Genomic DNA, 13090 nt, shown 5'->3' on the forward strand with positions numbered 1-13090 from the left:
AAAGGACGCGCATGAACCCCAGCACCGACACGGCCACCGATACCCAAGGCAGCGAGGACATGCCCCAGGCATCAGCAACGGCCGTAACGGCGCCAGCGCCCATCAAGCTCGACAAGGAAGAGATACCCACCGTCCTGGGCAAGCTGCGCACCCTGGTGCAGGACAAGACGCGTTTCGAGCCGCACGACATCACGCCGCTGGGCGAAGAAGACGTGCTGCAGGATTTTTCCCTGCAAGCCAATTACGCACTGGAAGCGCGCTTCGAGCAGCGCGTCATCAATGGCTATTTCGCGCCAGCGGGCAATGACTGCCACTGTGGCTCCCACGAGGTGGGAGCACTCGCTCACGCGCAGGAAAAGGAACGGCTGCGCCGCGCGGCGGGCAAGCTCGACAATGCCTTGCGCCAGGCGGGCCAGGCCTACAACGGCGTCGAAGCGGGCGTCTACCTGCCGCATGCCGTCAAGTACTGGCACCTGGACACTTGCAGCAACTGCATCGGCAAAGGCCGCATCGGCTGCCACACCTGCCACGGCGCGACGACGGAAACCTGCTGGAGCTGCCACGGCGGGCGCACCGTCAGCTGCGACGCCTATGGCTGCTACGGCAGCGGCAAGGTATCGTGCTCGTATTGCAGCGGCAGCGGCACGGTGTCCGAGCAGGTCACCGACTACATCACGGTGCAAGTGCCCACTACCACCTACAGCAACGGCAGCTCGCACACCAGCTACCACAGCGAAACGCGGCCCCAGTACCGCACCGAATACCGCTCTTGCTACCATTGCAGCTACGGCAAGGTCAGTTGCAGCACTTGCCACGGGTCCGGCAACATCAATTGCGGCACCTGCCGCGCCAGCGGCAGCGTCACCTGCCGCACCTGCAGCGGCGTGGGCGACTTGCGCTGCAACCCCTGCGACGGCTCCGGCAAGGTGGGCAAGGCGGCCTGGGTCGACGTGCACGTGGCGCCCGGCTACAGCGTCAGCCTGCCCAAGCAGGCGCCCGACGACGCGCGCCGCATCCGCGACAAGGAAAGCGTGCACTCACTGGCCGCCATCGCCAGCAGCCTGACCCTGGCGAAAGTGAGCATTTACAATGAAGACCAGCCGCAGGAAGTCGACGCCCTGTATGCGGCCAAGCTGCGCATCGTGCGCCTGGACGCATCGTGCAACGCAGAAAAGCACCACCTGGTGGCGTACGGCACGGACTTGCGCTGGCTGACCCTGGACGACATCGTGGAAAAGCTGCTGCGCGGCGACCTCAAGGCGCTCAGCGATGCGCTGGCCGGCAGCGCCGACGACGGCCTGTTCTCGGCCCACGTGCAGGGTTTATTGACGCCGCTGCGCGACGTGGCCGCCTCTGAACTGAATGCGGACGTGATCGAGTCTGTCCTCAGCGGCGACGCGGACCACGCGCACGTCGATGTCGTCTCCGCCGACTATGCGCAGAATGTGCGCACCTGCGTGCTCGGCGCCCTGCGCCAGGTCTACACCCGGCTGGCCAAGCAATTCTGGTGGAAAAGCACGCTGGCCGCCCTGGCCGCCGCCATCGCCACCTGGTTCTTCGCCGGTCGCGGTGCGGCCGCCGTCGCCGGCTTGCTCGTCACGGGCGCCGGCTACTGGCTGTTCAACCGCAAGGTGAAGGCCGTGCTCAGTGAAGCGCTGGGCGGCGAGCAGCAAGCCGAACGGGCCATGGGCATCGCCGGCAAGGGCCGCCGCAACCAGCTGGCGCAAGTGCTGATCCTCGTTCCCGCCAGCCTGGCCGTGCTGGCCGCCAGCTATGGCTTGCCTGTGCGCGTGCGCCCGGTTTCTGCGCCGCCGCAGGCGGCCATGGCGTCCGTGCCTGTCGCGCCCCATGCGCCGGCCGCCGTGCCGCCGGACGCCAGTAGCGCCAAAGCCGTCAAGCTGTACGAAAATGGCGACAAGGCGCAGGCGCTGGTCATGCTGGAAAGCCTGGTCGGCAAGGGCGACGCCGGCGCGTATGGCCTGTATGGCTGGATGCTGCTGATGGGCGAAGGCAAGCCCGGCCCCGTCACGGCACCGACGGCGCAGCAGCGCGAAGCGCGCCAGCTGGCCGCCAAGCCCCTGATCGGCAAGGGCCTCGTGAAGAACGACAGCTATGCGCTGACGGCGAAAGGCGTGATGCTCGCGGAAGGCTGGCAGGAACCGCGCAACATGGCGCGCGGACTCGACCTGCTGAAACAGGCCGCGAACAAGGGCAATGCGCAAGCCATGCACTTATTGGGGCTGTACCATGTGCGCGGCTACCAGATCCCCGTCAACCACAAGGAAGCGCGCAAATGGTTCACCCTGGCCGCCGACAAGGGCAGCGCGGGCGACATCTACAACCTGGGACTGATGGACTGGGAAGGCGCGGGCTTGAAACGCCCCGACCGCGCCAGCGCCATGCAGCGCTGGAAGATCGCCGCCGCCATGGGAGAAGAGCGCGCGATCAAGGCCGTGGCCCAGGGACAGCCTTAAGGAGCACCTGAGAAAAAGCCCATGGCGTTGTTGCGTTGCCTGGCCGTACGTTCGTACTGCCTGCGGCAACGCGCCTAGCCCTGAGCATTTTTCAGGCGCTCCAGCAGAGCGGCGGAAAAAGTCGCCGCTTTTTGATTTTTACACCGCCGCCAGCGCCTGCAAGGCCATCGGGTTCGGCGTCGGCTCGCCGACTTTCGTCAGCAGGTTGCGGTCCGTATGGTGGAACGGTTCATCCTTGCCACGGATCAGCATGACCGTGTCTTCGTCGTAGCCCCAGGTGCCATCGGCGTGGATATCGACCTTGATGCGGTATTCGACGGTGGTGAACGCATGTTCGAGGAAAGGGTTCGAGCAGATGCCGTAGGCCGTCGAATCGCGCTTGGCCACCAGTTCGAAACTGGTGGCGTCCGCCGTCGTCGTGCCGGACGCCATGGCGATCTGGCCGCGCGGGATGGCCAGGGTCTGGATCACGGCGCCCGTGGCCGGCTCCCACAGCCAGTAGCCCACCTGTTCATGATACGTTTTGACCTGATCCGGCTTGGTGATGTGGATGTAGTAGCGCAAGCCGTAGAACAGTTGCGGGCCGTTGGTGACGGGGTCGATCGGTTGCAGTTCGATGCGCTCGACGAAAGCCTGCTTGCGCGGGCCGTCGGCCTTCGGCTTGACGTCCAGGCCGCGCGTGCCTGTCCAGATGCCGGCCATGCCGGTCAATGGGCCCAGGTTGTTCAGGGTGTGCACGTCGGCGGACGGCTCGGTATAGATATCTTCGGGAAAATCGCTCATGCGGAAATCTTCAAAATGGGGCAACAGTGCTTGCCGCCATTGTAAGATGCGCGCCGCCCGGCGGCAAAGCGCCAGCCGTCAGGGAAACTGCGTAGTGTGGCGCTCGATAAACAGCAGGGCCGCGGCAGCCAGCGCGGGGCGCTGCGTTTCAAACACGGCTTCATCGCGCGTTTGCAGCAGGTTGGCAGCCACCTCGGGCAGGCCCAATGCACCGGCGATGATCGCCGCCACCGCGTCGATATTCACGTACAGGGCGCTGTCGAAGCCTTCCCAGTCCACATAAGCCAGCCACTCGGCCAGCATCACCATGCCGGCGACGGGCGGGGCCAGGGCCGCGATGCGCTCCAGGCGCAGCACGCTGTCGCTGCGGATGCCTTCCTGCTGCAGCACGGCCAGCGCCACGTGCTGCAGCGCGTCTTCCGGATCGCGCCGGTACTTGTTCAGCAGACGCTGCGTGAGCGTGTAGCGTTCCACGTCGATGCCGCGCAGGGCGGCCGCCACGTCGCCATCGTGCAGCGCCAGGTGGCGCGCCGCGCAAGCGACATCCACGCCCGCTTTCGCGGCGACGATATCGGTGAGCTGCTGCCGGCGCGCGTCATCCATGCTTACACCAGCGGCTCGGTCGAACCGGTCAGGGTGAAGATTTCAAAGCCCGTTTCCGTCACGGCCAGCGAGTGTTCGAACTGCGCCGACAGCGAACGGTCTTTCGTCACCGTCGTCCATTTGTCCGGCAAGACCTTGACCTGGTAGCTGCCCACGTTGAGCATCGGCTCAATGGTAAAGATCATGCCCGGTTCCAGCACGATGCCCGTGCCGGCGCGGCCATAGTGCAGCACTTGCGGCGTGTCGTGGAAGACCTGGCCCACGCCATGGCCGCAGAAGTCGCGCACGGAAGAAAAGCCCTGTGCCTTGGCCACCGCTTCAATGGCGGCGCCCACGTCGCCCAAGGTAGCCCCGGGACGCACGGTGTGGATGCCGGCCATCATGGCGTCATACGCCGTGTTGACGAGGCGGTTGGCCAGGATGGAGACGGCGCCCACCTTGAAGGTGCGGCTGGTGTCGCCAAACCAGCCGTTGAACTTCGGCGTCACGTCGATGTTGAGGATATCGCCCACTTTCAGGATCTTGGTTTCGGACGGGATGCCGTGCGTGACCACGTGATTGACGGAGATGCAGCTGGCGTGCTTGTAGCCGTGGTAATCGATGGTGCCGGGGATGGCGCCGGCGGCGCGCATGAACTCCTCGCACAGGGCGTCGAGTTTGGCCGTCGACACGCCAGGCTTGACGAAAGGCGCGATGTAGTCGAGCGTGTCGGCGGCGATGCGGCCGGCCGCGCGCATGCCGATGAAACCTTCTTCGTCGTGCAGGGGGATTTTCTTGCCGTGTTCAAGCTGGGTGGAATAGCGCATGGTTTTCTTCTTGGTTAGTGTGTGGTGTGGGCGGCCCAGCCGCGCACGGCGTCGTGCGAGGCGCGCAGCATGGCGTCGACGCTGGCCGGTATCGGCCGCTCCTGGGTCAGGTAAGGCTTGACGACGGCCACGGGGGCGTCGATCAGGACGAATTTGAGCAGCATGTGATCGAGGTCCAGCTCCGTGGTGGCGGGCATGGCTTCGGCGCAGCGGACAAAGCAGGCATCGAGCGCCGCCTGCTCTTCTTCGACGGCGGCCAGCAACTCCTCGCTGAGGCCACTGCTGAAATCGGGGCTGTCCGCGCATTGCAGCAGGAAGCGCGCATACACGGGCTTGCGCCGGCACCAGTCCAGCAAGCCGTGCACGCCGGCCCAGGTGTCGCCACCGAGCCAGCGGCTGGCCACTTCCTCGCGGAAGTCGCTCTTCACGCGCAGCCAGGCGCGCGCCAGGATGGCGTTGCGCGAATCGAAGCGGTGATACACGGAGCCGATGGGCGCACCGGCCTTGACGGCGATGGCGGCCATCGAGACGGCACCCACGCCGCACTGGGCGGCGACGGCAATCGCGCTGTCGATGAAGTTGTTTTCGTTGAATTTGGCTAGTCTGACCATTCAAATAGAATACAGATTCTATTTGAATCCGTCAAGCGCTCCCGTTCGGCGAAGACGGGACAAACAAGAGTTGCCTCGCTGCCTTACAATGGTATGCACGAACCGCCACAAGGAGAATCCGCTTGCTTACGCCCCCCTTCATCGCCTCCTCCCGCTTCGACGATCCACGCCTGGCGCTGGAACAGGTGCAAGCCATCTACCGCAGCAGCATCGAACACTTGCGCGATGCGCTGCAGCGTTTTGTCGCCGGCGAAGACATGCACGAAAGAGTGCGCGCCTGCTACCCCTTCGTGCGCATCCAGACGGACACCGTGGCGCGCGCCGACTCGCCGCTGGCCTACGGTTTTGTCGCCGGCCCCGGCGTATTTGAAACCACCCTGACGCGCCCCGACCTGTTCGGCGATTATTACCTCGACCAGTTCACCCTGCTGCTGAAAAACCATAACAGCGGCCAGAAGGTGCACCTGGAAGTGGGCGTGAGCGCCCAGCCCATTCCCGTGCACTTCTCGTTCGCCGAGCATGACCATATCGAAGGCAATATGGACGCGGGCCGCCGCCTGGCCATGCGCGACCTGTTCGACCTGCCCGACCTGTCGGCCATGGACGACGGCATCGCCAACGGCACGCACGAACCGGCGCATGGCGAAGCGCAGCCACTGTCGCTGTTCACGGGGCCGCGCGTGGATTACTCGCTGCAGCGCCTGCGCCACTACAGCGGCACGTCGCCGCAGCATTTCCAGAACTTCGTCCTGTTTACCAATTACCAGTTCTACATCGATGAATTCATCCGCCTGGGCCACGCCATGATGGACCGCGCACCCGATGCGGCCGCGCCATCGGACGACGATGGCTATATCGCCTTCGTCGAACCGGGCAACGTCGTCACGCGCCGGGTCGGCCAGACGGTCGAAAGCGAGGATGCGCTGGGCGCCGCGCCGCCGCGCCTGCCGCAGATGCCCGCCTACCACCTGCTGCGCGCGGACGGCAGCGGCATCACCATGGTCAATATCGGCGTCGGTCCCGCCAATGCGAAGACCATCACCGACCATATCGCCGTGCTGCGTCCGCACGCCTGGCTGATGCTCGGCCATTGCGCGGGCTTGCGCACTACGCAAAGCCTGGGCGACTACGTGCTGGCGCATGCGTATGTGCGCGAAGACCATGTGCTCGACGAAGACTTGCCGCTGTGGGTGCCGATCCCGCCGCTGGCGGAAATCCAGCAGGCGCTGCAAACGGCCGTGGCGGAAATCACCCAGCTGACGGGGCACGATCTGAAACACATCATGCGCACGGGGACCGTGGCCAGCACGGACAACCGCAACTGGGAACTGCTGCCGCAGCGCACGCCGGAGCGCCGTTTCAGCCAGAGCCGCGCCATCGCGCTGGACATGGAAAGCGCGACGATCGCCGCCAACGGCTTCCGCTTCCGCGTCCCCTACGGCACCCTGCTGTGCGTGAGCGACAAGCCGCTGCACGGCGAAATCAAGCTGCCCGGCATGGCCAATCACTTCTACCGCGAGCGGGTCGACCAGCATCTGCGCATCGGCATCCGCGCCGTGGAACTGCTGCGCCGCCAGGGCGTGGACCGGTTGCACAGCCGGAAATTGCGCAGTTTTGCCGAGGTCGCGTTCCAGTAACACCCGCCATGCGCCACGTCAGCCGCCCTCGCCGGGCGGCTTTTTTTTTGCCACGCACCCAGTCACGGCAATGCCGCACCCCGCCTTATATGACGAAAATATCGTCACAAAAAAACAACAGCTGTCTAGACAGGCAACAGGCAAACACCGAACTTTCAACGATCATTTTTCCTAATGGCAAATTTAATTTATTTAACAATTGGAATTTAATACTTTCCTGCTCATCACAAATTAAATTCATGTCTCGTCATTCTGGCGCGTGCCATGCGCATGCACAAATACCCGGCAGTTCTTGACAGTCAAGATCAAAAAATGGTCTGATGAATTGCAAATTTAAAATACTAAATTTGTAAACATGGTAACTTTGAAAATAATTTCAAATAGCTAAATAAAACCCTAAGGAAACTAAAGTTTCCTAGTTGGAGGACAGACAATGATTGAAAAGAAATTAAGCAAATCCTTGCGCATGATGTTTGCCGGTACCTTGGTCATGAGCGCAGGTTTCATGCACCAGGCCGCCCAGGCGCAGGAAGCCAAGGCTGACGAGAAATTGCAGCGCGTGGTCGTCACCGGTTCCGCCATCAAGCGCGTGGATGCGGAAACCGCCGCGCCAGTGGAAATTTACAGCAAGAAAGATATCGAGCGCACGGGCGCCACCAGCGTCGCCGAGCTGGTACGCAACCTGGCCTCCATCGACATCAATGACCAGGGCGAACTGAGCGCCAGCTCGCCTTCCGGCTCCGGTACTACCAACATCAAGATGCGCGGCTTGAGCGAGCGCAACGTGCTGATCCTGTTGAACGGCCGCCGCTTGCCGACCAATGCGCTGGCTGACGGTTCGGGCGCGGGCGCCGCAGTCGACGTCAACGCCATCCCGCTGAGCGCACTGGAACGCATTGAAATCCTGAAAGACGGCGGTTCCGCCATTTATGGCGCCGATGCGGTGGCCGGCGTGATGAACTTCATCACCAAAAAGAACTACCAGGGCCTGGAAGCGAAAACCAGCTACGGCCAAAGCTCGCGCTCGGACGCCAAGGAAAAGACGGCCAACCTCGTTTACGGTTTTGGCGACTATGACACCCAGGGCTTCAACGTGCTGGCCACGGTCGACGTGTTCAAGCGCGATCCGATCTACCGCAAGGACCGCGACCTGACCCGTTCGGCCGACTTCCGCCGTTTTGGTGGTCCCGATGGCCGCAGCGGCTTCCATCCTAGCGGCAATATCGCCGGCGGCGGCACCCTGGTGCCATGCCCACCGGGTGATCTGAGCGCCGGCTCCTGCCGTTTCGACGTCAACAAGACCTTGCTGACCTCGACCAATGGCGCCGACCGCGCCAGCGGCATGCTGATCGGCAGCCTGAAAATCAGCGACAGCATCCGCGCGTTTGCGGAATTTACGTATTCCGAAAGCAAGGATGATTTCGAGTCCCAGGCCGCACCTGGCAATTTCCAGGTCAACGGCAAGACTGTTGCCGGCCGCTTCATGCAAATGGGTCCGCGCAAGACCAACCGCAAGGGCACAATGACCCAGTTCTCGACGGGCCTGGAAGGCACGACGCGCGGCATCGACTGGGATGTAGCCATCGGCAAGGGCGTGAGCAAGGCTACCAACCGCGATTCGAACTACGCGCACTACGATCTGTTCAACGAAGCGATCGAGAATGGCTCGATCGACCCGACCCGTACCGACAACGCGCAGGCAGCCGTCGACAAGATCCGCCTGACGCCTACGCGCGCCGGCAAGTCGGAACTGACCTTCTTCAATGCCAAGGCTTCCGCGCCGATCATGGACCTGGCAGGCGGCGCGATGGCTTACGCCGTCGGCGTGTCGTACAACAAGGAAACGCTGAGCGACCAACCCGACCAGAACCAGATCGATGGCGTGGTCTTCGGCAGCATCCAGCAGGCTGCCGTCAAGGCGGACCGCAATTCCAAGGGCATCTTCGGCGAACTGTCGATTCCATTCCTGAAAAACGTCGAAGCACAGGTCGCCGTGCGCTATGACGACATCTCGAATGTCGGCAGCAAAACCAGCCCTAAACTGGCCTTGCGCTATCAGCCGCTGAACAACCTGATGTTCCGCGGCTCGTATGCGGGCAGCTACCTGGCGCCATCGCTGAAACAGATGTTCGGCGGCGTCGATGCCGGCGCCTACACGACGAACGACAAGGAAGTCTGCAATGCCTTCCCTTCGATCTCTGGTAACTGTACCAACTTCTCCTACTACCAGGTCTCCGGCTCCAACAAGGACTTGAAACCGGAAACGGGCAAGACCTACAACCTGGGCATGGTGTTCTCGCCAGTGAATTCGCTGACGGTCAGCATCGATTACTTCAAGATCGACAAGAAGAACGAAATCGGCACCCTGTCGGAACTGAAGGCCATCGAACGCGGCAACGTCGAAATCAAGAATGGCGACGCCCGCATCCTGCTGAACAACCAGAACCTGGCCACCACCGAAGTGCGCGGTTTCGATACGGACCTGCGCTACACCTCGCCGCAAACGATGTTCGGCAAATTCACGATCCGCAATGCGTCCACCATCTACACCCGCATGGAAACGCAGGATACAGAAACCGATCCGGTGCAAAGCACGCTCAAGACGTTCATGAATCCGAAGTACCGCAACACGTTCACGGCCAGCCTGGAAAAGGACAATATGTCCGGCTCCCTGGTCATCCGCACGACAGGCGACATGATCGACTCGGACTTGCGCCGCGACGAAATCAAGCCTGGCACCCGCACGATTCCTTCGCACACCGAAGTGGATCTGACGGGCCAGTACGTGGCGATGAAAAACCTGACCTTCACGGCCGGCGTCAAGAACCTGTTCGACAAGATGCCGCCGTTTAGCATCATGGGCGCAGGCAACCAGTACGGCACCCTGGGCTTTGCCCAGTTGTATAACGTGCGTGGCCGTTACTTCTACATCGGCGCAGGCTACAAGTTCATGTAATGCAGCGCAATCCCCCGGTGGCCTGAAATGGCTGCCGATACTCTCCCAAAAGCCGCATATTCATGCGGCTTTTTTCATTCCCTGCAGACGAAAAAAAACCGCTGCAGGCAGCGGTTTTCAAGACAGGCAATCGCCTACAGGAAGCGGTCGAGTATCTTCCGCGTCGTCTTGTCGATATTGAACATGTCGCGGATCAAGAAGTGGATGCCGTGGTTATCGGCGATCAGCAGCGACGTGGCGCCGATACGGCGGATGTCTTCCTCGCCTTTCAGCACGAACTGCGTCTCGCCCCGGTCCGTATCGACATGCCAGGTGCATGGCGTGGCGAAGCTGCTGACGCTTTTCACGCGCGCGATCTCGGGCATGAATTCGCGCCCTTCCAGCTCTTCCTGCAGCAGGCTGCGCGCCGGCTCCGGCAAGGCGTCGATGCGGTCGATCCACGCCACTTCCTTGCCATTGCCCAGCACCAGCGAAATGCCTTCGTCGGGCGACTGGATGGGGAAGGCGCGCACGGGCGCCACGCCCTCAAAGACCTGGCCGTCCGCGTCCGTCATCACCAGCTTGCCGAAGGTGTCACGGCTTAATGTAAAAGTTGTACTGGCCATGCTTATTCCTTGTCATCCAGGGCGAGTTCGTTGTTGCGCGCCTGTGCTTCGTAGAGGCGGAAATAGGCGCCCTCTTTCGCCATCAGTTCATCGTGGCTGCCCACTTCGACGACCTGGCCGCGGTCCAGCACCACCAGGCGGTCGGCCCGGTGCAAGGTCGACAGCCTATGAGCGATGGCGATCGTCGTGCGGCCCTGCACCAGGTTGTCCAGCGCCTTCTGGATCTCTTTTTCCGTTTCCGAGTCGACCGACGATGTTGCTTCATCCATGATCAGGATGCGCGGGTCGATCAGCAGGGCGCGGGCAATCGAGATGCGCTGGCGTTCGCCGCCGGACAAGCCCTGGCCACGCTCGCCCACCATCGAATCGTAGCCTTGCGGCAGGCGCAGGATGAATTCGTGCGCATGCGCGGCGCGCGCGGCGGCGATGATCTCCTGGCGCGTCGCATGCGGCTTGCCGTAGGCGATATTTTCCGCGATGGTGCCGAAGAACAGGAACGGCTCCTGCAGCACCAGGCCGATGTTGCGGCGGTAGTCGGACACGGCGAACGAGCGGATGTCGACGCCATCGAGCAGGATCGCGCCTTCCGACACGTCATAGAAGCGGCAAATCAGATTAACCAGCGTGCTCTTGCCCGAACCGCTGTGGCCCACCAGGCCGATCATCTCTCCCGCCTTGATGTTCAGGGTGATGCCGCGGTTGACGGCCCGGTTGCCATAACGGAAACCGACTTCGCGCAAATCGATGCGTCCTTCGATCTTGTCCAGTTTGACGGGCTGCGCCGGTTCCGGCACGCTCGACACATGGTCGAGGATGTCGAAGATGCGCTTGGCGGCCGATGCCGATTTCTGCGTCACGGAGACGATGCGGCTCATGGAATCGAGTCGGCCATAGAAACGCGTGCTGTAGGCGATGAAGGCGGTCAGCACGCCGACGGTGATTTCGCCGCGCGACAGCTGCCAGATGCCGAAGCACCAGATGACCAGCAAGCCCATCTCCGTCAGGAAGGAAACGGTAGGCGAGAACAGCGACCAAACCTTGTTCAGCTTGTCGTTGACGGCAAGGTTGTGCGCGTTGGCGTCGCGGAAGCGGGCCGCTTCGCGTTTTTCCTGCGCAAACGCCTTCACGACGCGGATGCCGGGGATGGTATCGGCCAGCACGTTGGTCACTTCGCTCCACACGCGGTCGATCTTTTCAAAGCCCGTGCGCAAACGGTCGCGCACCAGGTGGATCATCCAGGCGATGAACGGCAACGGCGCCAGGGTCATGATGGCCAGCCACGGATTCATCGACCACAGGATCACGCCCGTCATGATGATCATCAGCACGTCGGATGCGAAATCGAGCAAATGCAGCGAGAGGAAGACGCAGATGCGGTCGCTGCCGCTGCCGATGCGCGCCATCAGGTCGCCCGTGCGCTTGCCGCCGAAAAATTCCAGCGACAGCTTCATCAGGTGTTCATAGGTGGCCGAGCGCAAGTCGGCGCCCATGCGTTCGGACACCAGGGCCAGCACATAGGTCTTGCCCCAGCCCAGCAGCCAGGCCAGCAGGGCCGAACCGAGCAAGCCGCTCATGTAGTACACCACCAGCCAGGGGTCGATATGCTTGCCGTTCTGATACGGGATCAGCACATTGTCCATCAGCGGCGCCGTCAGGTAGGGCGGAATCATGTGCGCGGCCGTACTCAGCAGCATCAGCATGAAGCCCAGGGCCAGCTGGCCGCGGTAGGGATGGGCGAAGCGCCACAGGCGGAACAGGGTCCAGGTCGATGGCGGCGTGTGCAGTACCTTGGCGCAGATCGGGCATTCTTCCTGCTCCGGTTCCAAGGGCGCCTTGCAGCTGGGGCACACTTCCTGCTCCGCTTCCAGCACGGGCTGGCCCGTCAGGTGGCTGTCGAGGCGCTCGACGAACTGTTCCAGCACGCGGATCGCATGCAGGTTCTGGCCCAAAGTGAAGCGCCACGACGCCAGGCGACCGTGGTCGTCGAACAGTTCCAGGTGGCCGACACCGGCGTGGTCATGGTGCGTCAGGCGCAGTCCGGGGCGGAAAGACCAGCTTTTCCAGACGGTATCACCCGGGGAACGGGCCAGTAAACGCTTCTCTGTGACAACAATTATGCCTTTTGTGAAACGTAATCGCGCATCGAGGTCAACCTCAACGCTACTTAAAACGTTCTCCCCTGGAGAAAGGTTGCTTTCCACTTCCGCCAGCCAGTGTTCCGGCAGCGAAGTGAGGGGAATAGTTGTTGCAGGAACACTCAGTTCAGTTGTCATCGTAAAGCATACTCCGGCTCGAGGCCAAGCCCTTCAGGGCGGGATTTGGGGGATGGGGCAGACGCCCGATCAATGTTTGTGTACTGCGCGATGGCGAGGCAGATGCACCAGTGGCAATTTCCTGTATTGTATCGAATGGATGCCTGCCGGTAAGGAATGATGGCAAAACGGAGCAAAAAAATGAGCGGCCATCGACCAGCGGCAAGTATACAACAGCCCGCTGTTGCGCAAATGCTCCAGCTTAGCCCAGAGTCGGTATCTTTATAACAAGTATGGCAACAATTAGTAACAATTAGAATGACAACACCAGCAGAATACGAGAAGCAAACGCGACAAGAGGCC

Annotated in this window: 9 protein-coding genes; 3 read left to right on the plus strand and 6 right to left on the minus strand. The window is 62.1% G+C overall.

The window, feature by feature from the left end:
* Window positions 1-11 precede the first annotated feature (11 nt).
* Window positions 12-2474 (plus strand): tetratricopeptide repeat protein, encoded by a 2463-nt coding sequence (locus tag U0004_RS22940; RefSeq protein WP_070260321.1) that lies wholly within the window; start codon window positions 12-14, stop codon window positions 2472-2474.
* A gap of 138 nt (window positions 2475-2612) precedes the next feature.
* Here U0004_RS22940 and U0004_RS22945 read toward each other — a convergent pair whose 3' ends face one another.
* The 4 genes from U0004_RS22945 to U0004_RS22960 form a co-directional block, all read right to left on the minus strand.
* The gene (locus U0004_RS22945; protein ID WP_070260323.1) at window positions 2613-3257 is read right to left on the minus strand and encodes an FABP family protein; all 645 of its coding nucleotides are present in this window, start codon (window positions 3255-3257) and stop codon (window positions 2613-2615) included.
* Window positions 3258-3335: 78 nt separating this feature from the next.
* Window positions 3336-3860 (minus strand): hypothetical protein, encoded by a 525-nt coding sequence (locus U0004_RS22950; RefSeq protein WP_070260325.1) that lies wholly within the window; start codon window positions 3858-3860, stop codon window positions 3336-3338.
* 2 nt (window positions 3861-3862) lie between these two features.
* The gene (gene map, locus U0004_RS22955; protein WP_070260327.1) at window positions 3863-4666 is read right to left on the minus strand and encodes a type I methionyl aminopeptidase; all 804 of its coding nucleotides are present in this window, start codon (window positions 4664-4666) and stop codon (window positions 3863-3865) included.
* 14 nt (window positions 4667-4680) lie between these two features.
* Window positions 4681-5277 carry a TetR/AcrR family transcriptional regulator gene (locus U0004_RS22960; RefSeq protein ID WP_034783384.1) on the minus strand — a complete coding sequence of 199 codons (597 nt, stop codon included), beginning with the start codon at window positions 5275-5277 and terminating at the stop codon, window positions 4681-4683.
* 122 nt (window positions 5278-5399) lie between these two features.
* On the opposite strand from U0004_RS22960, the gene U0004_RS22965 reads away from it, so the two are divergent.
* The gene (locus U0004_RS22965) at window positions 5400-6914 is read left to right on the plus strand and encodes an AMP nucleosidase (protein ID WP_034750639.1); all 1515 of its coding nucleotides are present in this window, start codon (window positions 5400-5402) and stop codon (window positions 6912-6914) included.
* A gap of 433 nt (window positions 6915-7347) precedes the next feature.
* Complete coding sequence (locus U0004_RS22970) at window positions 7348-9870, plus strand: TonB-dependent receptor (RefSeq protein WP_070260328.1); 2523 nt, start codon at window positions 7348-7350, stop codon at window positions 9868-9870.
* A gap of 134 nt (window positions 9871-10004) precedes the next feature.
* On the opposite strand, the gene U0004_RS22975 is transcribed toward U0004_RS22970, so the two are convergent.
* Both U0004_RS22975 and U0004_RS22980 read right to left on the minus strand, forming a co-directional pair.
* The gene (locus U0004_RS22975) at window positions 10005-10475 is read right to left on the minus strand and encodes a cyanophycin metabolism-associated DUF1854 family protein (RefSeq protein WP_070260331.1); all 471 of its coding nucleotides are present in this window, start codon (window positions 10473-10475) and stop codon (window positions 10005-10007) included.
* 2 nt (window positions 10476-10477) lie between these two features.
* Window positions 10478-12748 carry a cyanophycin metabolism-associated ABC transporter gene (locus U0004_RS22980; protein WP_081345909.1) on the minus strand — a complete coding sequence of 757 codons (2271 nt, stop codon included), beginning with the start codon at window positions 12746-12748 and terminating at the stop codon, window positions 10478-10480.
* Between the last annotated feature and the right edge of the window lie 342 nt (window positions 12749-13090).

Source organism: Janthinobacterium lividum, assembly GCF_034424625.1.
Lineage (GTDB): Bacteria > Pseudomonadota > Gammaproteobacteria > Burkholderiales > Burkholderiaceae_D > Janthinobacterium > Janthinobacterium lividum.